The sequence below is a fragment of the Hymenobacter latericoloratus genome (assembly GCF_014199535.1).
Taxonomy (GTDB): domain Bacteria; phylum Bacteroidota; class Bacteroidia; order Cytophagales; family Hymenobacteraceae; genus Hymenobacter; species Hymenobacter latericoloratus.
Genome location: NZ_JACHNV010000001.1, coordinates 929,497 through 954,949 on the forward strand (window position 1 = coordinate 929,497; position 25,453 = coordinate 954,949).

Consider the following 25,453-nt stretch of genomic DNA (forward strand, 5'->3'; position numbering starts at 1 on the left):
TAGGTTCTTTACAAAAGAAAAGGCCCGCAACTGATGCTGCGGGCCTTTTCTTGATGTGTAATATGTGGTTGAGGTGGTTTACAGATCCAGCGCTTCCTCGGTATCCTCGGTTTCTGTTTGGGTAGTAACCCGGAGCTGCACCAGCTCCACGGAGCGGCGGGAGCGTTGCAGCACCCGGAACTCGTAGTTGTCGAGCACGGCCACGTCGCCGACCTCCGGAATGTTGCCGTAGAGCACGTTCAGCAGGCCGCCCACGGTTTCGTAGTCGTCGCCCTCGGGCAGGGGGTAGGGGAGGTACTCGTTGGCGTCGGGAATGGCGGTAGCAGTGTTTACGCGGTACTCGGTTTCCGAAACCTTCTCTACTACCGGCACCTCGTTGTCGTATTCGTCCTGGATTTCGCCTACCAGCTCCTCCATGATGTCCTCGATGGTCACGATGCCCGACACGCCCCCAAACTCGTCGGAAACAATGGCCATGTGCATGTGCTTGCGCTGAAACTGGCGGAGCAGGCGGTTAATTTTCTTGGTTTCCGGCACGAAGTAGGCCGGCCGGATAATCTTGGCCAGCTCAATAGGCTCCTGGCGGCGGATAATCTGGAGCAGGTCCTTCACGTAGAGCACGCCCACAATGTTGTCGATGTTGCCCTCGTACACCGGAATGCGCGAATAGCCTTCGTTGTACACGGCTTCCAGCACCTCGTCCTGGGGCGTGCTTACATCAATGGCCGAGAGCTTGGTGCGCGGCACCATAATCTGCTTCACCATCCGGTCGTTGAACTCGAACACGTTTTCCAGCAGCTCGTGCTCCGACTCCTGAATTTCGCCGCTTTGCTTGCTCTGGTCCAGCAGCAGGCGCAGCTCCTCGGTGGTGTGCACCTCGTGCTCCGAAGCGGGCTGAATACCCACCAGGCGCAGAATGGCGTTGCTGAGCATGTTCATCAGCCCGATGATGGGGGAGAGAATCTTGTAGAACACCTTCAGCGGGCCGGCCACGATCAGGCTGACCGCTTCGGAGCGCTGAATAGCCAGGGATTTAGGCACCAGCTCGCCCAGCACAATGTGCATGATGGTAATCAGGGCAAAGGAAATCGGGACGGCAATGCGGTGGGCCAGGGCCTCGTTAACAACCACCCCGAAGTTTTCCAGCAGCGGCTTCAGGCCCGTGTAGGGCAGCACATCCAGCACAATTTCGGCCATTACTTCTTCGCCCACCCATCCCAGTGCCAGCGAGGCCAGCGTAATGCCCAGCTGCGTGGCCGAGAGGTAGGCATCGAGCTTGTGCACCAGGCCCAGTGTCAGCTTGGCCCAGCGGTTGCCTTCCTGCGCCCGCAGCTCCAGCTGCGAAACCCTGACTTTAACAAGTGCAAACTCAGCAGCCACAAAAAAGCCGTTGGCTACAACGAGCAGAATAGTAAATAAGATGTCTAAGCCCATGGGTGCGGAAGCAAGACTCGACCGGCCTGCCTTCCTTTGTAAGGCAAAAGTACGACATTCGGCGCAAGCGGTTCGGAATGAATGACGCACCGGCCCCGCAGAAGGTTTCTGCTCAGCCCGAAAGGAAACCGGCGGGTTGGTAAAACTCGTAGCCTAGCGTGGCTGTTGCGGTTTCTGCCGACCTTTGTTTTTTCATCGGCTTGTTCCTGTCGTTTCTTCCCTGAATTCATGCCTCGCAGTAAATTTCTGTTGCTTCCGCTGGTGCTGCTGCTCCTGGCCTTCTGGCCGGCGGCGGCCCAAATCCTGACGCCCACTAAGCTCTCCAGCGCCGTTAGCAAGTCGGCGGCGAAGGTGGGCGAGGAAGTGGAGCTTATCGTCAATGCCCGCATCGACGATAAGTGGCACCTGTACGCCACCAACTTCGACCCCGACCTGGGCCCCACAGTATTTACCTTCACCTTCGCCAAAAGCCCCGCCTACGAGCTGGTGGGCAAGCCGCAATCCATCGGCACCAAAAAGAAATTCGACGAAGTTTTCAAGGGCGACGTCACCTATTTCGAGCGCACCGGCCTGATCAAGCAGCGCATCCGGGTGCTGCAGCCCGGCACGCTCACCATTAAGGCGGAAACCGAGTTCCAGACCTGCACCGACGTGGATGGCCGCTGCATTCCCGGCGAGGAAAGCCTGAGCTTCGGCCCCATTGAAGTAACCGGCAAGGCTGCCGCACCCGCGTCTGCCCCCTCCGGTTCCCCGGGGGCCAGCGTAACGCCGGTTGCTCCCACTACCCCTGCTACCGCAACAGCTGTTGCACCTGCTGATACAGCCACGTCCGCCACGGCTTCCGCTGCCCCCGCTGCTACCCCCGATACGGCCGCAAACCCTACCGCAGTTGCTCCGGCTACCACCGCAGCCTCGGCCGCTACCCCGGCAGTAGCTGCCACAGCGCCCACGGCCGCGGCCACTGATACGTCGGCTGGCGGACTGTGGAGCTTCGCCCTGGCAGCCTTCATGTTCGGGTTAAGCGCGTTGCTGACACCCTGCGTATTCCCTTTGATTCCGATGACGGTGTCGTTCTTTACCAGCGGTAATGACAGCCGGCCCCGAGGTATCCTGAAAGCCTTTGTGTATGGCCTCAGCATCATCGGTATTTATGTTTTGGTTGGAGTAGTAGTAGCGGCTCTCCTGGGTGAGGATGGCCCGAACCTGATTGCCACCCATTGGCTGCCAAACCTGATTTTCTTCGCCGTATTCATGGTGTTTGGCTTGTCGTTTTTGGGCCTATTTGAAATCACCCTACCCCACGGTATGGTCAATAAGATTGATGCTCAGGCTGACAAAGGCGGCTGGGGCGGCGTATTCTTTATGGCCCTGACTCTGGTAGTCGTGTCGTTTTCGTGCACTGGGCCTATTGTTGCAACAATATTAGGTCTGGCCTCCCGGGGTGAGCGGCTGCAACCCGTAATTGGTATGCTGGGCTTTTCCCTGGCTTTTGCCCTACCGTTCACTCTGTTCGCCATTTTTCCGGCCTGGCTGAAAAGTTTGCCCCGCTCCGGTGGCTGGTTGAACACGGTAAAGGTGGTGATGGGCTTTGTGGAGCTGATGCTGGCCCTCAAGTTCCTGAGCATGGCCGACCTGGCGTACCACTGGAATCTGCTCCCGCGTGATATTTACTTGGTACTCTGGATTGCTTTGTCGGGCCTGCTGGGCTTCTACCTGCTGGGCCGCTTCAAACTCTCCCACGACTCCGATCTGACTCACCTGAGCGTAGGCCGCCTGCTGATGGCCGTGCTGGCCTTTAGCTTCATGACCTACCTCGTGCCCGGCCTGTTCGGGGCGCCGCTGCCCCTGCTGGCTGGCTACTTGCCGCCCCAGAGCCGCAACGACTTTACCCTGGCCGGTGGCGAAACCGCTGCCGCCGCAGTGCCTGCTACCACAGCTGCCAACGCCCTCTGCGAAGCCCCGCGCCACGCCGAGTTTCTGGAGCTTCCCCACGGCCTGCCGGGCTACTTCGATCTGGAACAGGCCCGCCGCTGCGCCCGCGCCGAGAACAAACCCATCTTTATTGATTTCACGGGGCACGCCTGCGTGAACTGCCGCAAAATGGAAGCTACCGTCTGGAAAGACCCGCGGGTGCTCAAGCGCCTGCGCGAAGATTTTGTAGTTGTGGCTCTTTACGTGGACGATAAAACGGAGCTGCCGCAGAAAGAGCACTACGTATCTGCCTACGACGGAAAGACCAAAGCTACCCTGGGCAAGAAAAACGCCGATATTCAGCTCACCGGCTTCAACGTAAACGCCCAACCCTACTACGTGCTCCTCGACCCGAATGCTAACCCGGACCTGGCGCACACCCTGGCGCCCCCCATTGGCTATGAGCCCGATGCCACTGCCTTCGTGCAGTTTCTGGATGCCGGCCTGGCCCGGTTCCGGCAGCAGGCAGCCTTGGCCGGACGGTAAGTTCACGAAAACATCATCTTCAAAAGCCTCACTTTATTCCAGGATAAGGTGGGGCTTTCTCTTTACCAGCTAGTAGTACAGCTGACAGCATCGGCTATGCCAACTACAATTGGGAGCAACCCAGATATAACACGCTTATTCTATGTAGTTGAGCGCTTTTTTGCCATAATCAGCGCTTATCCGGGAACAAACTGCGAACTTTGCGGCCGATTTGGGCCGGAAGCGCCAAGGATGAACAGAATGACAACCTGCGCGCACAAACGCCCGGAAAAAATAAAAGGCGGCACCCACCCAGATGCCGCCTCTCGATTCAGAACGTACCCACCCAGATACGTCCCGTTTTCCCTCCTCACGAAGTCCACCCAATACCATTGTGCTGTAGAAGAAGGAGTCGAACCTTCACGGAGTAGTTAGCCGGCCGCCGGACCAGTTTTTCCCGAATCTCCACCCCCGAGAGAGGAGGGCATGTCTGCCAGTTTCATCATTCTACAGTGTGTAAAACAATCCACTGCCGTTCGCGTTGGATTATGACAAATGTACCAGCTTAATCGAACTAATAAAATAATTACAGACATTTGAAGGAAAATTTACATTCTTTTTAAAAATTGCTCCTCCACATTGTAATATATACAATCAACTTGTAAAAAAATGGCCCGCAATTACGAACTTGACGACACTGACCGGAAAATTCTGGCCTTGTTAATTGAAGATGCCAAAATGCCCTACACTGAAATTGCCCGCAAGGTGCACGTTTCGGGTGGCACGGTGCACGTTCGCATGGCCCGGTTAGAGGAATTGGGTATTGTGCAGGGCGCAACCCTCAAAATCGACTATCAGAAGCTGGGGTATGGGGTCCGGGCCTTTCTGGGAATTTACCTGCAGAAAAGCTCCGTGTACGAAAGCGTGGTAGCCGCGCTGCGGCAGATTCCGGAAGTAGTCAGCATCGACTTCACAACGGGCGCGTATGGCATCTTCGCCCGCTTGATTTGCCGCGATACCAACCATCTGCGGGAAGTGCTGCACGAGCAGATTCAGCTGATTGAGGGCATTGAACGTACGGAAACGCTTATTTCGCTGGAAGAAGCCTTCAACAGGCCCATTCAGTTGCAGGAAGTAGAAGAACGGGCCAGCTAAGGCGCCCGGTCGGGCTTGTTTACCAGGTGCCGCTGCTCCGCTTTATCGGGGTAGCGGCCGCTGCCTTTTAGGGGCGGGGCAAAGAAACCACGGACCTTTGTTGATAGTCTCGTAACTAGCTGAAATAGTATTTTTTAAGTGAAGTTGGACAAGGCCTTGGGCCCTGCTTAAGTGTTCGGTATATTTCGTACTACCACTTTCTGGCCCCTAACTGGTTGCCCATGAGAATACACTACGCTTTTCTCTTGTCATGTTTGCTGGCGGCCCGGGGCGGTGTTGCCCAAAGCCTGCCGGCCGTGTACCTAAACGACCGGGACGAAGCCACCGTGCCCGACAGCGCAACCCACTACCGCATTGTTGACCGGAAAAATGAGTTGCTGGGCACGTATGCCATGCGCGAATACGCGCTTTCCGGCACACTGCTTTTGCGCGGTACCCTGTCTTCCATTGATCCCCCGGTGCGCAACGGCCTACTCACGTGGTATCACCCCAGCGGCAGCAAGGCCGGCCAGGTGCACTACCACAACGACGAGGCCGACGGCCTATACGTAGGCTGGTACGAGGATGGCCGCGTGAGCCAGCGCGGCGACTACGCCGACGGGCAGCGGGTAGGCCGCTGGATTTCCGTGCACCGCAACGGGCAGAAACGCTCCGAGGGACGCTACAACGCTGGCCGGGCCGTGGGAGAGTGGCACTACTATTATGACACCGGCGAGCTGAGCGCCATTGAGATGCCCGATCGGCAGGGCAAGCCCCTGGCCCTGGCTTTTTTCAATAAGGATGGCTCACCCTACATGGGCAAGGTGCGTACCCGCGAGCTGCCCCAGTTTCCGGGGGGCGAGGCTGCCTTGCTCAACTACGTAGCCCGCAATACCACCTACCCCCGCAACATTCGTCGCAAAGGCATCACCGGGAATGTGTACGTAAGCTACACCGTGGGCGAAGACGGCCGCGTGGGGCAGGTACGGGTGGTGCAGGGCCTGGCCCCGGAGGCCGACCAGGAAGCGCGCCGGGTAGTGGCCAGCCTACCCGCCTTCGAGCCGGGCCGGGAGTACAACCTGCCTACGGCCATGACGTTCACCATTCCAATATACTTCGCGCCTAATTTCTCGCTGCTTTCCGGCTTGCGGCCGCCCCAGGTGCCGCCTTCCGAGGCCCGCGCTTCGGCCCCGGCGGAGTAGCCGAACCGGCAGCCCACTAAAAAGCCCCGCTTCCAACTGGTAAAAGCGGGGCTTTTTAGTATGCCGGGGGCTGGAGTTAAGCCGTTACCTGAGCATCCAGCTTTTGAGCCAGTACGTGCTTCGGAACGGCACCTACCTGCTTGTCAACTACCTGGCCGTTCTTGAATACCAGCAGCGTAGGGATGCTGCGGATGCCGAACTTGGCCGAAGTCTGGGGGTTAGAATCTACGTCAACTTTGCCGATAACGGCTTTGCCTTCGTATTCACCGGCCAGCTCTTCTACTACCGGGCCTACCATGCGGCAGGGGCCGCACCACTCGGCCCAGAAGTCCACGAGTACGGGTTTATCGGAGTTGATAATCTGGTCGAAGTTAGCATCGGTAATTTCGATGGCTTTATGTCCCATAACAGTGAGGGGTTTGATGGAATGTGTGTGCTGTTTACGGTCAACCGGGCCGCAAGGTAGCAGATTGCGTTTCAACAAGCAGCGGGCCGGAAAGTTCATTCGGCCAGCGTGGCAGTACGGCCGCCCAACAGCGCCAGGGCCCCGGTAGCTCCCGCTGCGCTCAGGCGGGGGCCCCGGGGCCGGATAAGCTTACGTAACAATCAGCGGGCTAAGAATGGTAAGCCCGGGCATATTCCTGGGCCCGGTGCCGAAGCTTATAGAACACATAAAGGTTAAAGAAGTGCATACCGCCCAGAATCAGGATGATGGTACCCACCTTGATGCTGAGCGTTTCCACACTCTGCTGGTAGCTGGTAATGGCCTCAGCACTGCGCAGGGTAAGCGTGGCGTACCCGATATTGATGAGGTAAAAGCCCGTGAGCAGCAGCTTGTTCACGGAGTCGGCCAGCTGCTCGTTGCCGTGGAAAATGTCAATCAAAAACAGGCGGCCGTTTTTGAAAAGCGTGCGCGCTACCCACACCGTAACCAACACCGTAACGGGCAGATACACCCCGTACACCAGCAGATGATAGTTCATGGCTTTTGAAAATTTGGAAGTGAAAAAGAAGGACTAGAGGCGCATAAAGAAATTGGATGATGGTCCTACCCTAGCTGGGGCAGCAAATCGTTCAGGGCTAGCTCGCAGGTAGGGTAGTTGAACCGAAAGCCCGCATCCAGCAGGCGCTGGGGCATTACTTTGCGGCTTTTTAAAATCAGCTCGGTTTCGGTGCGGAGCAGAAAGGCACCTAGTTCCAGCAGCCACCGGGGCTGCGGCAGGTGCCAGCGCGGCTGGTAATGTTGGTCAAGCAGGGCGTTGAACTCGTAGTTGCGGAGGGGCTGCGGAGCACAGAGGTTGACGGCTCCCTCGAGGGTAGGGTGGTTCAGCAGAAACTCCACGGCCCGGCAGAAATCTACCACGTGCAGCCAGCTAATCCACTGCTGTCCGTCGCCTTGGGGTGTGCAAAGTCCTACCCGGGCCAGGCGGGCCATTACCGGCAAAGCTCCACCGTCGGCGCCCAGCACGATGGCCGTGCGCAAGGCCACGCGGCGGGTATGTGACACCTGCGCCAGCCAGAACTCTGCCTCCCACCGCTGTGCCACCATCTCCGAAAAGCCACGCCCAATCACTCCGGCTGCTTCGGTATTAGCGGGCTGCGCGCCCTCGGTATGCTGGTAGATAGTAGCCGTAGAAGAGTTCAGCCATACGGCAGGTGGGCGCTGGCAGCGGGCAATAGCTTCCCCCAACACGCGCGTGCTCTCAGTGCGGCTGCGCGTTATAGCGTATTTGTTTACTGTGTTATAGCGGCAATCCACTGACTTGCCCGCTAGGTTCAGCACTACGGCGGCTCCTTCCAAACTGGCTGCCCAGGAGCCCAGTGTACGACCATCCCAGGCTACTTCGCCGAAGCGCCGGGCATGGCGCGTGAGCATTAGTACCTCATAGCCCAACTGGCGGAAGTGCTGAGCTACGTGCCGGCCCAGAAACCCGGTGCCGCCAGCTAAAATCATCAGGGGCTGATTCATACTTACCGTGGGGGGTAGGGAAGTGAGGGAATAGATAGTGTCTTATTCTGTTTGTATTAAACTTTCAATAAAATTTGAAATAAAGGCACAAAAAAATAATGCGATTATTGGCTTGGGCGCATCAGCTTCATGAAGGTGCTGAGAAACCAGTTTTCGTCGGCTTTGATGAGGGTAGAGGCCGCTCCATCGGCAAACTCCGCGAAGCTGTGGATGCTGTCAATCATCTTGGTGAAGCTTTCCGTTTCCTCGGAGGTAGCGCCGGGTGTAGGCTCCACCTGCTTGATTTCGCTGAGCACGCGCATAATGGGCTCCAGTTCCCGCTTGCGCCGCTCCTTCAGAATCAGGGTGGCCACCCGGTGAATATCCTTTTCGGCCGAGAAAAACTCGCGCCGCTCGCCGGGGCGTAATTCCTTGCGCACAATGCCCCAGTCCATGAGGGCACGCACGTTCATGTTGGCGTTGCCCCGCGAAATTTGCAGCTGCTCCATCAGGTCCTCGGTGCTCAAGGCCCCCGGGGACACCAGCAACAACGCGTGCACCTGCGCCATCGTCCGGCTCACGCCCCAGGCCGAGCCCAAAGTGCCCCAGCCTTCAATGAACTTGCTTTTGGCTTCGTCGAGTTGCATGGTGTAAATGTAAAAGAGTATTCTAAACTTTCAATAATAATTGAAACAATATTTTTCTGCTGATTGGCAAGAGTTAGCGCGCTAATGAAGGAGCGTTCTAGCGGCTTTCTAGGAATGCGCGCCTTTCTTCCTTGAACTGGGCAGAGTCCATGCGTACGTATCGTATAGCTTCGGCGAAAATTAAGCTGTCTTCACTAGGAGAAAGCCTGACCGCAAACTTGTATCCCAAGCAGCCCTGAGATACTGTAATAGAGTCGTTATGGTGGCTGAACCAGATGGTATTGACTCCCGAGGAATTGAGTGTTAACATGCGCAATTGCCCACCAGCTCTAGTAAAGAATATGTTATCGTTCCGCTCACCTGATATGGAAACTTCCGATACGCTACGCCACGCCCCTAGCACTGCTGCTTCATGGTCAGGGAGTGGCTTACCGCAGCTACATACAAGCAGCAGGCTTGCTAAACGGATAAGGTTCTGCAGCATTTGTCAATGGCGTTAACGACAGCGACGCGGGTAGTGTGTGTTAAACTAAGCACTACCCGCGTCGGCTGGGGCATTATCGAATCTACTTTATATCAGCTGGCAGGCGTCAATTTCCATTTCGCGCATTTTGCGGATAAACTCTTTGGGTTCGATGCGGTAGCGGCGGGAGTAGGTATCCACGGTCAGGTGTTCGTGGGGCTCGGCGAACTTGATTTCCAGCTTCTTGGAGCCGGCACAGCCTTCCACGGCTTCCATGAACCGGTCCATGAAGGGCTCGGTGATGGTGCGCAGGTCGAGCTGTACGCGCACGCCGTTGGCGAGCTTTTCGGCCACGTTGAACAGGGGCTCCATGGTCAGAATCTTGAACTCGAACTGGTCGGAGTCGCGGAAGCGCTGGGCGTACTTGCCCCGGATGTACATGGGCGGCACCTGCTCCTTATCGTAGTTGCGCGGGTTAATCAGGGCCGAGAACCGGGAATAATCGTCGCGGAATAAGGCCAGGTTCAGGCTCGACTCGTAGTCTTCCACGCTGAACGAGACGAAGGGCTGGCCGGTCTTGGTGGTTTTGAACAGGACGTTGGAAATCAGCCCGGCTACCGTCACCTCGCGGTTTTTGTAGTTCTCCACCTTGTCCAGAGAGCAGGTGCAGTAAGAGTCGATTTCCAGCTTGAAGTCATCCAGGGGGTGGCCCGAGAGGTAGAAGCCTACTACCTCCTTTTCGCGGCGCAGCAGTTCGGTGGCGGGCCAGGGCTCCATATCGGCCACTTTAGGCAAAGGCATGGCTACCGCCCCAAAGGCCCCGCCGCCAAACAGGCTCTGCTGGGCTGAATCCTGGTCGGCCTGGTACTGCTGACCCATTTTCACCGCCTTGTCGATGAGGTTCTGGTCATTAGCCGGAGCCTCTACAAACTGCCGACGGTGGTACCGCTCAAACGAATCAAAAGCACCGGAAAGGGCCAGGCTTTCAAACGTCTTCTTGTTGACGGCCCGCAGGTTTACGCGCTTCGAGAAGTCGAAAATATCGGTGTACGGGCCTTTCTTCTCCCGCTCGGCTACAATGCTCTCAATAGCAGCCTCGCCGGCGCCCTTCACAGCGGCCATGCCAAAACGGATCTGGCCCTTCTCGTTTACGTTGAACTTGAGAATGGATTCGTTCACGTCGGGGCCGAGTACCTGCACGCCTTGGCGGCGGGCTTCCTCAATAAAGAAGGTTACCTTCTTGATATCCGACATGTTGTTGGTGAGCACGGCGGCCATGTACTCGGCGGGGTAGTTGGCCTTGAGGTAGCCGGTCTGGTAGGCCACTACGGAGTAGGCGGCGGAGTGGGAGCGGTTGAAGCCGTAGGCCGCAAACTTCTCCATCACGTCGAACACTTCGTTGGCCTTTTTGGGCTTGATGCCGTGCAGCTTCTCGGCGCCGGCGCAGAATTTCTCCCGCTCCTGGGCCATCTTCTTCATGTCCTTTTTCCCCATGGCCCGGCGCAAGAGGTCGGCGCCGCCGAGGGAGTAGCCGGCCAGAATCTGGGCGGCCTGCATGATCTGCTCCTGGTACACCATAATGCCCTGGGAGTAGTTCAGAATGGGCTCCAGCAGCTCGTGGGGGTACTCAATCTCCTCGCGGCCGTGCTTGCGGTTGATGAAGTTCGGGATGAACTGCATGGGGCCCGGCCGGTACAGGGCGTTCATGGCAATCAGGTCCTCGATGTTGGTGGGTTTGAGGTCCTTGAGGTACATGCGCATGCCCTCGGACTCAAACTGGAACGTGCCGATGGTGTCGCCGCGCTGGTACAGCTCGTAGGTTTTGGGGTCGTCCAGGGGGATGTCGTCGATGTTGATATCGACGCCGTGGTTTTTCTTGATAAGCTCCAGGGCATCGACAATAATTGTCAGCGTCTTCAGCCCCAGAAAGTCCATCTTTAGCATCCCGGCCGATTCAATCACCTTCCCATCAAACTGGGTCACGAGCAGGTCCGAGTCTTTCGACGTCGAAACCGGAATGTACTTCGTGATGTCGTCGGGGGCGATGATGACGCCGGCGGCGTGAATGCCGGTGTTGCGCACCGAGCCTTCCAGCTTTTCCGCCAGGCGCAGAATCTGGCCCCGTAGGTTGTCGGGCGCGTCGTCGCGCCGGATCATGTCGAGCTCCTGGTTTTCGGCAAAGGCCCCGGCCAGGGTAGTGCCGGGCTTTTCGGGTACCATCTTGGCCAGCTCGTTCGTGACGGGCAGGGGTAGCTCCATGGCCCGGGCCACGTCCTTGATGCTGGACTTGGCGGCCATGGTACCGAAGGTGATAATCTGGGCTACCTGCGTCTTGCCGTACTTGTCCACCACGTAGTCAATCACCCGCTGGCGGTTCACGTCGTCAAAGTCAATGTCGATATCGGGCATCGACACGCGCTCCGGGTTCAGAAAACGCTCGAACAGCAGGCTGTACTTAATCGGGTCGATGTTGGTAATGCCCACGCAATAGGCTACGGCCGAGCCGGCCGCCGAACCCCGGCCCGGGCCCACGGCCACGCCCATATCCCGGCCGCGGTTGATGAAGTCCTGCACAATGAGGAAGTAGCCCGCGAAGCCCATCGTCTCGATGATGCGCAGCTCATAATCCAGCCGTTCTTCAATTTCCGGGGTGCGCTCCGCGTAACGGGGCGGCTTGGTCATCGTCAGGTTGCCCTTGCCGGCCGAGGGGCCGAAGGCGCCCACGTAGGTCAGCTCGCGCAGAAACTCGTCGGCGTTGGCGAAGGGCGCCGGAATGGGGAAGTTGGGCAGCAGAATGTCGCGCGCCAGCTTGGGCGGCGTGATTTTGTCGATGATGTCGTTGGTGTTGTCCAGGCTTTCCGGCACGTCGCGGAACAGCTGGCTCATTTCCTCCTGGGTCTTGAAGTAGAACTGGTCGTTGGGGAAGCCGAAGCGGGAGCGGGGCCGGGGCATCTGGGCTTCCTCGTCGATGCGCATGAGCTGGCGGCGGATCTGGTCGTCAGAAGAAGCCAGGGGGCGCAGGTTGTCGAGGTGGTCGTAGAGCACCTTGTTGTCCGACGACATCAGGCGGAAGTACTTGGTCTGGAAGTCACCGACCGGAATGCTGTGTTCCTCGCCCGTATTCACGCACAAAAGCAAATCGTGGGGGGCAAAGTCCTCCTGATTCACGTAGTGCGAGTCGTTGGTGCAGATAACCTTGACGTTGTACTTCCGGGCCCACTTCAGCAGAATCTGGTTGAGGTCCTCCTGGCTTTTGCCCGTGTTATCGATGTTTTCAATACCGTGGCGCTGAATCTCGATGTAGTAGTCCTCGCCAAACACGTCCAGCCACCACTGCAGCAGCTTCTCGGCTTCGTCTTCCGATTTCCAGAGCAAGGCCTGCGGAATCTCGGCCCCGATGCAGCAGGAAGTGGCAATCAGACCCTCGTGGTACTGCAGCAGCAGCTCCTTATCAATGCGCGGGTACTTGGAGTACACGCCTTCAATGAAGCTCATGGAGCAGAGCTTGGCCAGGTTCTGGTAGCCGGCCTGGTCTTTGGCCAGCAGCAGCTGGTGGTGGCGCACGTCCCGCTCGCCCTTCTCGCGGCTGAAGCTTTTCTTGTGCCGGTCCTCCACCAGGTAAAACTCGCAGCCCACAATGGGCTTCACGTTGTACTTGTTCGCCTCGGCCACGAAGTTGAAGGCCCCGAACATGTTGCCGTGGTCGGTGAGGGCTACGGCGGGCATGCCGTCGGCCTGGGCCTTTTTCATCAGGGCCGAAATGCTGGCCTGACCATCAAGCAGGGAATATTGCGTGTGGCAGTGGAGGTGCGAGAATACGGGCATGGGCAAACAAACTCCGCACCGTTAGGGGGCGAAGCGGAAGTAAAGTTACCGCCGAGGCAGGGGAAAGGAAACGTTGCAGCGGCCGATGTTTTTGTGTATTGTCGGTCGGGCTACTTCCCTCGGCTGCGGTGGCGTAACGCTCTAACAACGAAACCGGCTACGGGGGTTCGGCCGGGGCCCGGGGGTAGGGGCGAGCTTGGCGCAACTCCTGTTACCGCCGGCAAATTAAGGCGGCTATTCTGGCTGATCTGCCCTATCTTCCCGCTTCTCCGACTAGTGGCAGAATATGATATCCCGAACTATGTTGCGCCGGCTGCTGGGCGCGGGCCTGGCGTTGCTGGCCGGCTGCATTGAGCCGTTTGCGCCCGATGTGGTACAGGCTTCGGCCAACTACCTGGTGGTAGATGGCAGCATCAACAGCCAGGGCGTGAGCAGCATTCGCCTCTCGCGTACGCAAAGTCTGAACCAGAGCGGCCCACCACCGCCCGAAACCCAGGCGCGTATTTACATTGAGGAAGAAGGCGGGCGGCGGTACGCGCTGGCAGAAAGCCCCGCCGGTACCTATACCTCGGCGGCACTGGCGCTGAGCCCGGGCACCCGCGTGCGCCTGCACCTGACTACGGCCGACCAGAAAGAGTACGCGTCCGACTTTGCCACCGCCAAGCGTACACCGCCTATCGACTCGGTTTCCTGGCAGGCGGGTAGCCAGGGGGTGCAGCTCTACGTAAATGCCCACGACGACTCCCGCCAGAGCCGTTACTACCGCTGGAGCTACGAGGAAACCTGGGAGTTTACCTCGGCAGCCAACTCCGTGCTGGAATACCAGAACGGGCGGCTCGTGGACCGCAAGGAAGACATTTACCACTGCTGGGCTTCCGAAATCTCCACCGCCATTAAGCTGGGTACTACCGCCCGCCTGAGCCAGGACGTGGTTTCGCGCCAGCCCCTGACGCTGCTGCCGCCTACCTCCGGCAAGCTCCGCTTCAAGTACAGCATTCTGGTAAAGCAGTATGCCCTGACCGCCGAGGAGTACACCTACTGGGAACTGCTGCGCAAGAACACCGAGGACATCGGGACGCTGTTTGACCCCTTGCCTTCGGAGCTGACGGGCAACATCCGCTGCCTAACTGATGCCGGGGAAAAGGTGCTGGGGTTTGTGGGGGTGCAGTCGGTAACCGAGAAGCGCCTCTTTATCACGCCCGAGCAGCTGCCGGGCGACTGGCGCTTCCGGACCGGTTACGAAGGCTGCTATCCGCTCGATACAATTCCGCAGTTTACTACCACGCCTACCTCCGGCTCGCAGCCCTCGCCGGAACAGGTTATCGACTTTTTTCGGTCCGGTATTGCCATTCCGGTTAATGTGCTCTATAAGCGAGGCAACCCCACGCCCTACTATTTGTACGAGACGGTGGAGTGCATCGACTGCCGGCGGCGCGGTACCAACGTGCGGCCCCGCTTCTGGCAGTAGCTGGCAGGTGGTGCTGATTTTCTTGAGGTCGGATAAATACTTGTCAGGTAAATAACTATAACAAGTAACAAGCAAGAAGGCAGCCCAAACGGGCTGCCTTCTTGCTTGTTAAGACCCGGAAATAGCCCCGGCTTACTTGGCGGCTTCCACCACCAGCACTTCGCCTACCTTCACCCCATTGTCGGGCTTATCATTCCACTCCTGCAGCTGAGCGGGCGTAACGCCGTACTGCCGCGAGATGCTGAACAGGGTTTCCCCCTTCTGCACGGTGTGATGGGCCGCGTTGGCCGCCGCTTTCGGGGTAGGGGCGGGGGCTTGGGTTTTGGGCGCGGCGGCAGCCACTACTACGGCCGTCTGGGGCTTGGCCGGGGCCGCGGTAGCCGCCGGAGCAGCCGCTACGCCGGGCGCGGCCGGACTGGTTGCAGCGGTGGCCGCCCGGGAAGTGCCCAGAAAACCGGAGGCGCGGAGGCGTTCGGCCGCGAGCTTGAGGCCCGGATTTTTGGCGGCGCGGGCGTCAAAGCCCTTAAACTGCGGGCTGCGCAGCAGCGTGTTCAGCTCAACCTGCCAGGGCTGGCGGCGCAGGCGCTGGGCCAGCTGCTGCTGCTGCTCGCGCGGCAGGCTGGCGGTGTAATGGCTCAGGCGCTGGTTCAGAACCGGAATTTCGACCAGAGCCTTATCGATGAGCTCCGTGGCGCGGGCATCATTGGGCTCGAAGTAAATGGCCCGGAGCTGCCGGACGCTGGTTTGCACCAGCCCGGACATTACCCGCACTGAGTCGTCGGAGAGGGTAGGGGTTGTTTGCTGGGCCTGCGCCGCAAAAGCGCCAAAAGACAAGCCAACCAGCGGCACCAGAGTGCGGAAAACGAAACGCATGGGGTAATAAAAACGAACTCGAAAAAGAATATATAAAAGGGGCATCGGCTATTGGGCCGGCTTAATCAGGAGCACTTCCCCGGGCTTCACGGCGAAATCGGGCTTGCTGTTCCACTCCATAATCTGCTTGATGGTGACTTTGTACTTGCGGGAGATGCTGTACATCGTCTCGCCGGGCTGCACCGTGTGCTGTACACTGGCGGCTGCAGCCGGTGCCGGGGCAGGCGCCGGGGCGGCGGGTTTGGGAGTTGCCGGAGCGGGGCGGGAAACGGGCGCCGGGGTAGCCGGAGCGGCCGGCGTAGGTGCGCCGGGTGCCGCCACCCGCAGCACTTGCCCAATTCGCAGCGAAGGATTCTGGGGCAGGTTGTTCCACAAAACAATATCGGCGGGGCGCAGGCCAAAGCGCCGCGCCACCGAATACAGGTTCTCCTTGGGCTGTACCGTGTGCAGGCCGTTGGCCGGAACTGCCTCTACCGGGGTGGCAGCCGGCGCGGCTATAGCGGGCGGCGCCGGCCGGTTGGTGGGCGCCGCCGCGCTGGCGGCGGGAGCCTCTGGCTTGGTAATGGGGGTAGGAGCCGGGGCGGGAGCAGCAGTTGGTCGCGTTGCCGGGGGCAGGGGCTGCGCGGCCGCCTCGGTTGGGGCTTCGCTTACCTCTGGCTCGTCGGCCACTGGGGCTGCCGTGGGCAGTGGCTTTTTAGGAGCCGGGGGTGCCGTAGTAGGGCGGTCGGTAGCGCCCGGCGTAGCCGCGGCAGGAAGAGCCGGCGGCAGGTTGTTGAGGTTTTCGGTATGCTCATCGGTGGCGCTATCGGGCTGCACAACGGTGCTACTCTCTTCCTCCACGGCATCTTCCAGAATACGGGCCGAGCCGGCGGTGCGGCCCATATAGGGCTCGGCCTCATCGGCTTTGCGCTTTTTCTCGGGTTGTTTGGTAGCCGCCGGGGCTGGGGTAGCGGCGGCCGGCGCGGGGGCCACAGCCGGAGCAGCAGCCGTTACCGGCTTTTCAAAGGCCGCCATGGCCGTGGCGTTGTTACCATCGGCGTACTCCACGGGCACGTTTTTGGGGCGGGTGTGCTGCAGCCACAGCACGCGGCCCGGCCGCAATTCCTCGTTGCGGGGCATGCGGTTTTTGCTCCAGATGGCCTTGGCCCGCACCCCGTATTTCTGCGACACGGTGGCTACACTTTCGCCGGGGCGGGCTACGTGGTATTCCACGGCCGCTTTGTCGCGCTTTTTCTGCACGAAGTAGGGCTGGCCGGGCACGATGTTGTCGAAGGCAAACAGGTCGTTGTACTGCATGAACTTCTTCATCTTCAGGCCCGCCCGCTTGGCCAGGCTTTCCTTGGTGTCGCCGGGTAGGGCTATCAAGGCGCGCAAGCCATTTACCCGCACGAAATCGGCGTTTTCGGGGTCAGCGGTGGGTTGGTTGAGCAGCTGGCCGGCGGTAGCGTTTTTCTGCTGGGCGGCCAGGGCCGTGAGCTGCAGCGGATCGGTGATGGGCACCAGCATGGTGTACACCCGGTCGGTGGGCACGGTGGGGGCCAGCAGCCAGCGGTTGTGCTTGGCCAGGTCCTCGGGGTTTTGCTGCAGGGCCTGGGCCATAATGGACAGGGGCTTACCGGCCGGGGCCGGAAACTCCTGGAACAGCAGCGGCGGCCGCGTATTCAGCCCCACAGCCGACTCAAACGCCACTTTGTGGGCCAGAAAAGTGAGTATGTAGGGGTGGGTCTGCTCCGAGATTTCCACCTCGGTGGCGTCGGCGTCGGTGGGCAGGGTGTAGGGCTTGGTGCCGGTGAGGCCGAGGTTGTAGCTGAGCAGAGAGTTGGCCCAGTTGCGCAGCACTTTGTTGTTGCGCAGCAGGTACTGGGCCGCCGCCTTCGAAGAGGCCACAATGTGCTTGCGCTCATCCACGGCGTCGTTCATGAGCAGACCAAAATCGGCGGCCGATTCCCGCTTGAACTGCCAGTAGCCCACAGCATCGTGTATGCTCTGCGCGTCGCCCTGCAAACCGCTTTCCTGCAGGGCCAGAAAGTGAAAGTCCAGGGGCAGTCCTTCCTGCTGAAACACGCGGTCAATCAGCGGGAAGTAGGCATCGGCCAGCACCACCCGGGCCTGAAAGGACGCCGGGTGCCGACGCAGGGCATCTACTTTCTGCTGAATGGCGGTGCGGCCTCCCTCGGTCAGGCGCAGGCGCAGGCCCGCCAGGCTGAGGTTTGTGGGAACCGGAACGGTTTGTGCGGCGGCCAGCAGCGGCAGCAGCAAAAAAAGCAGGAGTACAATTCGTCTCATAAACAGGCAGGCAAACGGCAGGGCCGCCCTCGGATGCGCTGCCGGCCCTGTCAGCTTACAAAGTAGAGGAAAAATCGGGTGCCGATGAGCCTCTCCGGCGCAAATCCAACAGAATGGCAAAATACTACTCTGGGGTAGCCTGCCTGGTAACGCGTACTCTGCCTACCCCCTCAAAAAGCGCAAGGCCCCTACCGGAAGCAGGAGCCTTGCGCTTTTTGAGAGGGGTAGGGCGCTACAGGCCCCCACCAGGCGGCGGCCCGAACCCGCCCGGCCGCAGCCCACCGGGGCGGGGGCCATCGGGGCCGGGCAGGGCCTCGCCGCGGCCCGCACCCGCGCCAAAGCTGCGGATGTTGTAAGTGAACATCAGCATGAAGTAGCGCTGCAGGATGTTGGTCTGGATGTCCTCGGTGTAGGCGGCCGTGATGTTGCGCTGGATGCTGTTGTTCTGGCCCAGCAAGTCAAAGGCAAACAGCTTGATTTCAGCCTGCTGCTTCTGACCCAGCTTTTTGCCCACCGAGGCGTTCCAGAGCACAAAGTTCTGGTTGTAGCCGGCCGAGAGGCCCGTGAACAGCTGGTGGTTCACGTCGGACTGTACCGTGACGCCCTTCACCACAATCCAGTTGAAGCGCAGGCTGGTGGTTTGGCGGAAAAAGCGGCTGTTAAGCTGCTGGCGCAGGGTGTTGCGCACGTAGCTCTGGCTGGAGTTGGAGGAGAGCGTAAAGTCCAGCTCGGGGCTGATGTTGCTGCTGAGCACGGCGCCCAGCCCCACGTTGGGCGTACGGCTGTAGTTCAGCTCCCCGAACACCAGACCCGGCGTTTGGGAGTAAGTGGCGTTGGCGTTCAGGTTCAGATTGGATTTGATGAAGGCCAGCGGCAGGCTGTAGTTGATGAAAGAGCGCAGCGAGTACTGCTGGTTCAGGTTGACGGGGCGCGTAAGCTGACCCCCCGCCGGAATGACTACCCCATCCACTACCACGGGCTCCGTGCCGGCGTAAATGGTATTGTTGGTGATGTAGTTATCAATGTAGGAGCCCCCAAGCAGGGCAAAAAACGACGTCGATTTTTCGGGCACGGCCGCGGAGTAGCGCACGAACAGATTGTGGCGGTTTTCCTGGCGCAGGTCGGGGTTGCCGGTGGTCAGCTGCAGCGGGTTGGAGTTGTTGACTACCTCCTGCAGCTGGCTGATGCTGGGCGGATTGGTGTTCATGCGGTAGTTTACCCGCAGGTTCTGCTGCCGCGAGAAGTTGTAGCGCAGCTGGGCGTTGGGCAGCACGTTCAGGAAGGTGCGGCGGGTAGTGCCGGGCCGCGGAAACTCCTGCTCACTCCGCAGCTGGGCGCTCTGCACGGCCGCGCCCACGGCCCACTGCAGTTCCTTGGTCTGGAAGCGGTACGTGACTTCGCCCGTGTTCGTGAGGTAGCGGCTCTGGAACACGTTGCTCAGCGTATCATTCAGGATGGTGTAGCGCTGCTCGCCGGGCGAGAAGTTGTAAGTTTTCTTGTCGGAGTCGTTGGGCGTGTACGAAATGGTGTAGCCCAGCTGCAGAATGCTGTTCTGGCCCAGCGGCTCGGTGTAATTAGCGTTGCCGGTCCAGGCCCAGCCGGTTTGCGCCAGCTCCGAGAATTGGTTGAGGGTAGTGGTGCGCAGCGTGTCCCGGCGCCGGAACGACGTGTTGGAGAACAGGTTATTGTCGCCGTCCTTGTTGTTGTAGCTGGTGTTCAGGCCCAGCGAAAAGGTGCGGCCCCGGCGCTGGAAGCGGTGCCGGTAGAGCAGCTGGTTGGTGGCCGTCAGCCCCGTCAGGGCCGAGCGGTAAGTGCTGTTGTTGGTGCCCTGATCCAGGCCGGCCTCGTTACCGGTCACTTCAAAGGTGCGGCCATCGAGCAGGCTGTTGCCCGTGTTGCGCTGCACCGACAAGCTGGGTCGCCAGAGCAGGGAGTTCAGGGAGTCGAACTTGTGGTCGAGGCGCAGGTTGAAGCGGTTGTTGATGTTGCGGCTGCTGGCCAGGGAGTTTTCGTTGTAGCGCAAGTCCTGGGTCTGGCCGGCGGGAGCCACGTAGCGGCGCAGCAGGCTGGTGCGGCTGGTATTGTCGCTGAGGTTAAAGAAGTAGCTGCCCTGCACTTCGGTTTTGGTGCCCCAGCTGTCGGAGTAGTTCAGGCCCAGGGCGTGGGTTTTCGAGATGCCGCCCTGCTGGCTCACCAGAAAGTCGCCGGCATTGTTGCCGCCGCCCCCTCCGCCGCCCTGGCCGCCCCCGCCCACACGGCCGCCGCCCTGGCCGCGCTGGCCCTGGCCGCCCCCGCCGCCCTGGCGTGAGTTGCCCACTACCCCCAGCAAATCCTCGGTTCCGAAGTTCTGCTCGTTCACGTTGTTGCTCTGGGCTACCACCGAAAGGCGCTGCTTGCCCTTGAACTGGTTGAGGTTGCCGCTCACCCGGTACCGGTCGTCCTGGGGGCCGTAGCCAGCCAGCACCCGCCCGAACGTGCCGTTGCGGAAGCTGGGCTTGGTGACGATGTTGATGGTTTTCTGCTGGTTACCATCATCAAAACCTGTAAACTGGGCCTGGTCCGAAGACCGGTCGTAGACCTGAATCTTGTCGATGACTTCGGCCGGAATGTTCTTGAGCACGGCGTCGGGGTCGTTGCCGAAAAACTCCTTGCCATCTACCAGCACCCGCTGCACCTGCTCGCCCTGGGCCTGCACCCGCCCCGAGGTGGGGTCCACGGTGACACCGGGCATCTTGGTAATCAGGTCCTGGGCGTTGGCATCGGGGTTGGTTTTGAAGGAGCCGGCATTGAACTGGGCCGTGTCGCCCTTCTGCACGGCAGCGGCGGCCCGGCCTACCACTTCCACCCCTTTCAGGGCAATGCCCCCGCCCGCCTGCAGGGCCAGCGTACCTAGGGCCAGGGGCTGGCTGGCGCCTACCTCTACGGTGCGGCGCAGGTTCTGGTAGCCCAGAAAAGAAACCGTCAGCACGTAGCGGCCTGGCCCTACCCCCGGTACCACGAAGGAACCATCGACTTCCACGGCGGCCCCCCGCTTGGTGGAGTCCGGAATCTGGGTCAGCAGCACGTTGGCCCCAATCAGCGGCGACTGGTCTTTGCCATCCACTACCCGCCCGCTGACGGTAGTAGTTTGCGCCAGTGCAGCCTGGCTAAACGCCACAAGTAACAGGAGCAGCAGGAATAGGAAACGTCTTGGCATCAGGCGGAGAGAAGTAGTCACTAGCCGGAATAGACGCAGCTTTTCCCCCGATGTTTAATGTTGAGGCAATTTATTTCGAAGCTCCGCCGGGCGAATGGGTCTTTAAGTGATTGTAGATATGGCAGGACAGTTTCCGCCGCTGCCCGCACCCGCGGCGCAGGCGGCAGCCTGGTGCGCTGGTTGTGGGCCAGCTGTCCTAGCTAAACAGCACTCTGCCACGCCGGTAGCATCCGCATAGCGTATGCTGGTTGGCGCGACCAGGATGGGGTAGCAGTTGCCGCAAAATCAGGCTGAGGCGAAGCGGGAGCGTCTCATCCGGTTAATATCCTGAGTTAAGAGAACGTCAGCACGCGAGCTTGTCGAGACACCTCGCGTGCTGGTTGGGGTAGTAACTCAACGTCAGCACGCGAGATGTCTCGACAAGCTCGACATGGCATACGCTGCTTTACGTTACTGTACGCTATGCCTTACTTACTTCTTGCGCACCAGCAGCAGCCCGTCGCGCAGGGGGAGGAATACGTTTTCCACCCGCTCATCGGCCTGCACTTTATCGTTGAAGGCGCGCACGGCGTGGGTGTCCTTATCGGCGGGCTTTACGGGGTAGGAGTCCACCGCCTTGCCGCCCCACAGCACGTTATCAATCAGCAAGAAACCGCCCGGGCGCACCTGGGGTAGCACCAGCTCATAGTAAGTACCGTTGTTGATTTTATCGGCGTCGATGAACACCAAGTCCCAGGTTTCGGGCAGGGTAGGCAGCAGCTGGCGGGCGTCGCCGATGTGCAGCTGAATCTGGGTTTCCCGGCCGGCTTCGCGCACGTAGCGCCGGATGCGGTCCTCCAGCTCGGGGTTCTGCTCCACGGTATGCAGCACCCCGTCGGGGGCCAGCCCCTCGGCCAGGCACAGGGCCGAGTAGCCCGTAAACGTACCCAACTCCAGCACCCGGCGGGGCCGCACCATGTGGCTGAGCATGCTCAGCAGCCGGCCCTGGGCGTGGCCCGAGAGCATGCGCGCATGCAGCAGCTGCACGTGGGTTTCGCGGTTGAGGCGGGCCAGCAGCGGGCTTTCGGGGGTGGTGTGGCGGTCGGCGTAGAGTTGGGCTTCGTCGGCAGAGTACATAAGGTAAAAGCAATACGGTTATTTCGGCCAGCACCGGCTTGCCGGCGGGTCAGGCAGGCAAGCCGGTGCGCTAACTCTTTGTCATTCCGAACGCAGCGAGGAATCTGGGGTAGCCTGTCGTGATAAACCCAGATTCCTCGCTGCGTTCGGAATGACAACCTAGTGAAACGGCACCAGCCGGAACTTCCACACCAAAAAGCCCGACTTACCGGGCTCGTAGGCGGCGTGCGTAACGTGGTAGAGGCCCTCGTAGCGGTAGCCGCTGCCGGTTTCGGTGGGTACTTTGCGGAAGACGCGCACGGGCTGGCCGGTTTCCAGGCTGCGGCGCAGCATCAGGTTGCGGCCACTCATGTCCTGGTTGGTCACCTGCTTGCCCGTGCGCGGGTCGCGCCCGCCGCTACCGGAGTAGATAATGTCCTCCTCGCGAAAGTCGTCGTCCTCGTACTGATCGGCCAGGATAATAGAGTCAGCCCCCTCCAGCTCGCTACCACTCACGCCCGCCCGGGTGGGCCGGTGCAGCCCCGCCCGACTCAGCGCCAGCCGGTTTTCCAGCACGTCGCCGGGCCGGTAGTAGCTGATGTGGCCGAAGTGGGGCATTTCTTTAGGGTAGGAGGGTAGGAGGGTATGAGGGTAGGGGGGAGGGAGCAGAGTTGCTCTATGGTTCCGAAATCGGGAATAATCTCACATCTAAGGGCGGCAATCTTCCCATTCAACTCCACTGCTTGTAGTTAGAATACCTCACGCCTTCTTACCCGCCTACCCCCATACCCTTAATCTACTCCGGCACGTACTGGAGCACGCTCAGGTTATCCTCGTGGAGGATGTCGTTGGCCAGCTCCAGCAACTGCGGGGCCGTAATGCTGTGCACCTGGTCGAAGATTTCGTTGATGCTTTCCACCCGGCCTAAGTCCAGGGTTCGGATGCCGAGCAGTTGCATGTAGCCCCCATTGCTTTCCTCCGCCATAGCCAACTGGCCCATCAGCTGAGCCTTGGCCTTATGCAGCTGGGAGGTGCTGAGGGCACATTCCCGCAGCTTTTTCAGTTCTTTCTGCACCAACGAAACAGTGCGGTCCAACTGCTTTTTTTCGGTACCGAAATAAATGCTGAATAGCCCCGTGTCGGTGTAGGGCGAATAACCAGCGTCAATAGTATACACCAGCCCGTATTTCTCACGCACGGCCAGGTTGAGGCGGGAGTTCATGCCGGGCCCGCCCAACAGGTTATTGAGCAGAATAAACGGAATCCGCCGCTCATCGTGCAAGGAATAAGCGGGGCCGCCAATGATGCAGTGGGCCTGGGTAATGGGCTTGTGCTCCATATGCTCCAGGCGCTGGTAGCCGCTGAACGGCACGCGGGGCCGCTCGCCCAGCTGGGCCGGCAGGGGCCGCAAAAACTTATCGGCCAGGCGCTTTACTTCCTTGAAGGGTAGGTTGCTCACGGAGCTGAACACCAGCCGGTCGGTGCGCACGTTGTCCTGCAGGAACTGCCGGAAATCGGCCTGCTGAAAGCCCGAGACACTTTCGCGGGTGCCCAGGATGTTGTGGCCCAGGGTGTGGCGGGCAAATACCACGTCGTCGAAGTCGTCGATGATGGCGTCCTCGGGGGCGTCGTGGTACATGGCCATTTCCTCCAGAATCACGCCGCGCTCCTTCTCAATTTCCTTTTCGGGGAACACCGAATGGAACGTCAGGTCGGTGAGCAGCTCGAAGGCCCGCTCGAAGTGGGTGCTGAGCAGGGAGGCGTAAAAGCAGATTTTCTCCTTGGTGGTGTAGGCGTTTAGCTCCCCGCCCACGGTTTCGAGGCGGTTAAGGATGTGGAAGCTCTTGCGCTTTTCGGTGCCCTTGAAGGCCATGTGCTCCCAGAAGTGCGCCAGGCCCAGCTGGTGGGGCTTTTCGTCGCGGGAGCCAATATCCAGCAGGAAGCCGCAGTGCGCGATTTTGGTGTGCGGAACGTGTTTATGCAGAACCCGGATGCCGTTAGGCAACTCGTACAGGTCGTAATCAGACATTTAGATAGGGACTTAGGGACTTGGGAACCCAGGGACTTGGTTGTGCACCACGTACAGCCCCGGCCCTGTATAACCACGCAAGCGCGCGGCTGGTTGCAAAGGTACGAGTAGTGAAACGGTGATTGAGCGAGTTGGTAAGTAAACCGCCCGTCATCCTGAGCCCCGCGAAGGACCTTATCACGAAAGCACGACCTCGTAGCAACTACTCGTTCAGGCGTAATAAGGTCCTTCGCGGGGCTCAGGATGACGGGCGGTTTACTTACCAACTCGCTCACTCACTCACTCACTCACTTACTCACTCACTCACTCACCGTTTCACCAACTCGCTTTCCGCCAGGGCAGCCAGCAGCTGCTGGGTATCGATGCCGTGGGCGCAGCGGAAGTGGCCCAGCGGGCACTTGCGGTAGCCATGCAGGCCGCAGGGCTGGCAGGCCAGCTTCTCCTCAATCTGCACTACCCTCGAAAACGGACTGAGCGGTCCGAACCCGAAGTAGGGCACCGTGGAGCAGTACACGGCGCACACCGGCGCGCCCACCGCCGAGCACAGGTGCATGGGCGCCGAGTCGTTGACATAGTTGAGGGTGGCGCCGCGCATGAGAGCCGCCGAGGCCAGCAGGGAAAGTTTACCGGCCAGGTTTACTACCCCCGGCCGGGGACTAAGGCTTTTGATTCGCGCACAGTCGGCCACATCGGGCGGGCCCCCGAGCAGGAACACAGTGTACTTGGGCGGCAGCGCGGCCAGCAGCTTCAGCCACTGCTCCTCCGGAAACTGCTTGGTAAACCACACCGAAGTAGGCGCAAGGCAGAGGTAGGGCCGGCCGCCGGCCAGGGCCGCCGCTTCGGCCGCGGCGGCTTCGTCGGCGGGGGTAGGGTAGAGGCGGGGCGGCACCACCGAGCCGGCGTAGGCGGGGTCCAGCAGGTGCAGATTCCGGGATACCTCGTGCACCCCCGAGCCAATAACGTGCGGAATGGCTCTGGTGAACCGGAAGGCAAACGGGTTCTTATTGAACCCAATGCGCTCCGGCGCGCCCGAAAAAGCCGTCAGAAAGCCCGTGGAGGCGAAGCGCTGCAGCGTTACCACCCGCCCGTAGCCAGTGCGCCGGATTTGCTGCAGCAGCTGCCACAGCCCGTGGTACTTGTCTTTTTTCTTGTCCCAGATGAGCACCTGCCGCACGTGCGGGTGGTTTCTGAGCAGGCCTTCGTTGCCCTTGCGCACCAGAAAATCGACGGGCGTACCAGGCTCCGTGCGGTGCAGATGCTCCAGCAGCGCCGTAGCCAAAATCACGTCGCCGATGAAAGCGGTTTGAATAAGCAGAACGGCAGGATGGTCAGTTAGCTCGGGCATAGTGCAATAGCGGGCCACAAAGATACCGCTTAACGGCAGGTTCGCCATCCTTTTGTCTAATCCTCCGGCATA

At 59.9% G+C, this 25,453-nt stretch carries 17 protein-coding genes; 4 read left to right on the top strand and 13 right to left on the bottom strand.

The annotated features are described in order from the left end of the window. Positions 1-78: 78 nt before the first annotated feature. Entirely contained in the window at positions 79-1,434 is a 1,356-nt protein-coding gene (locus GGU46_RS04125) for a hemolysin family protein (RefSeq protein ID WP_183402265.1), read from the bottom strand. 228 nt (positions 1,435-1,662) lie between these two features. On the opposite strand from GGU46_RS04125, the gene GGU46_RS04130 reads away from it, so the two are divergent. The 3 genes from GGU46_RS04130 to GGU46_RS04140 all read left to right on the top strand — a co-directional run bounded on the left by GGU46_RS04130 (position 1,663) and on the right by GGU46_RS04140 (position 6,206). Beyond that, positions 1,663-3,891 (top strand): protein-disulfide reductase DsbD family protein, encoded by a 2,229-nt coding sequence (locus GGU46_RS04130; protein WP_183402266.1) that lies wholly within the window; start codon positions 1,663-1,665, stop codon positions 3,889-3,891. A 648-nt stretch (positions 3,892-4,539) separates the two neighbouring features. Further along, positions 4,540-5,025 (top strand): AsnC family transcriptional regulator, encoded by a 486-nt coding sequence (locus GGU46_RS04135; RefSeq protein WP_139925867.1) that lies wholly within the window; start codon positions 4,540-4,542, stop codon positions 5,023-5,025. 221 nt (positions 5,026-5,246) lie between these two features. Beyond that, positions 5,247-6,206 (top strand): energy transducer TonB, encoded by a 960-nt coding sequence (locus tag GGU46_RS04140; RefSeq protein WP_183402267.1) that lies wholly within the window; start codon positions 5,247-5,249, stop codon positions 6,204-6,206. A 76-nt stretch (positions 6,207-6,282) separates the two neighbouring features. Here GGU46_RS04140 and trxA read toward each other — a convergent pair whose 3' ends face one another. The 5 genes from trxA to dnaE form a co-directional block, all read right to left on the bottom strand. After that, positions 6,283-6,612 (bottom strand): thioredoxin, encoded by a 330-nt coding sequence (gene trxA, locus GGU46_RS04145; protein WP_044003005.1) that lies wholly within the window; start codon positions 6,610-6,612, stop codon positions 6,283-6,285. Positions 6,613-6,820: 208 nt separating this feature from the next. Next, on the bottom strand, positions 6,821-7,189 hold the full coding sequence (locus GGU46_RS04150; protein ID WP_183402268.1) for a hypothetical protein: 369 nt from the start codon (positions 7,187-7,189) through the stop codon (positions 6,821-6,823). 65 nt (positions 7,190-7,254) lie between these two features. Continuing rightward, complete coding sequence (locus GGU46_RS04155; protein ID WP_183402269.1) at positions 7,255-8,175, bottom strand: TIGR01777 family oxidoreductase; 921 nt, start codon at positions 8,173-8,175, stop codon at positions 7,255-7,257. A 104-nt stretch (positions 8,176-8,279) separates the two neighbouring features. Next, positions 8,280-8,801 carry a GbsR/MarR family transcriptional regulator gene (locus GGU46_RS04160; protein WP_183402270.1) on the bottom strand — a complete coding sequence of 174 codons (522 nt, stop codon included), beginning with the start codon at positions 8,799-8,801 and terminating at the stop codon, positions 8,280-8,282. Positions 8,802-9,372: 571 nt separating this feature from the next. Beyond that, positions 9,373-13,089, bottom strand: a complete 3,717-nt coding sequence (gene dnaE / locus GGU46_RS04165) for a DNA polymerase III subunit alpha (protein WP_183402271.1) — start codon at positions 13,087-13,089, stop codon at positions 9,373-9,375. Positions 13,090-13,375: 286 nt separating this feature from the next. Between dnaE and GGU46_RS04170 the strand changes: the two genes are divergently transcribed. Further along, the gene (locus GGU46_RS04170) at positions 13,376-14,557 is read left to right on the top strand and encodes a DUF4249 domain-containing protein (protein WP_183402272.1); all 1,182 of its coding nucleotides are present in this window, start codon (positions 13,376-13,378) and stop codon (positions 14,555-14,557) included. A gap of 132 nt (positions 14,558-14,689) precedes the next feature. Here GGU46_RS04170 and GGU46_RS04175 read toward each other — a convergent pair whose 3' ends face one another. The 7 genes from GGU46_RS04175 to GGU46_RS04205 all read right to left on the bottom strand — a co-directional run bounded on the left by GGU46_RS04175 (position 14,690) and on the right by GGU46_RS04205 (position 25,381). Continuing rightward, positions 14,690-15,430 carry a LysM peptidoglycan-binding domain-containing protein gene (locus GGU46_RS04175; protein WP_183402273.1) on the bottom strand — a complete coding sequence of 247 codons (741 nt, stop codon included), beginning with the start codon at positions 15,428-15,430 and terminating at the stop codon, positions 14,690-14,692. Positions 15,431-15,478: 48 nt separating this feature from the next. Then, positions 15,479-17,716 (bottom strand): LysM peptidoglycan-binding domain-containing protein, encoded by a 2,238-nt coding sequence (locus tag GGU46_RS04180; protein ID WP_183402274.1) that lies wholly within the window; start codon positions 17,714-17,716, stop codon positions 15,479-15,481. Positions 17,717-17,948: 232 nt separating this feature from the next. Then, positions 17,949-20,933, bottom strand: coding sequence for a TonB-dependent receptor (locus GGU46_RS04185; RefSeq protein ID WP_183402275.1), 2,985 nt, complete (start codon positions 20,931-20,933; stop codon positions 17,949-17,951). A 450-nt stretch (positions 20,934-21,383) separates the two neighbouring features. Further along, positions 21,384-22,028 (bottom strand): O-methyltransferase, encoded by a 645-nt coding sequence (locus GGU46_RS04190; RefSeq protein WP_183402276.1) that lies wholly within the window; start codon positions 22,026-22,028, stop codon positions 21,384-21,386. 159 nt (positions 22,029-22,187) lie between these two features. After that, positions 22,188-22,625 carry a YDG/SRA domain-containing protein gene (locus GGU46_RS04195; protein WP_183402277.1) on the bottom strand — a complete coding sequence of 146 codons (438 nt, stop codon included), beginning with the start codon at positions 22,623-22,625 and terminating at the stop codon, positions 22,188-22,190. A 178-nt stretch (positions 22,626-22,803) separates the two neighbouring features. After that, on the bottom strand, positions 22,804-24,036 hold the full coding sequence (locus GGU46_RS04200) for a M16 family metallopeptidase (RefSeq protein WP_183402278.1): 1,233 nt from the start codon (positions 24,034-24,036) through the stop codon (positions 22,804-22,806). 307 nt (positions 24,037-24,343) lie between these two features. Beyond that, entirely contained in the window at positions 24,344-25,381 is a 1,038-nt protein-coding gene (locus GGU46_RS04205) for a glycosyltransferase family 9 protein (RefSeq protein WP_183402279.1), read from the bottom strand. Positions 25,382-25,453: the final 72 nt, after the last annotated feature.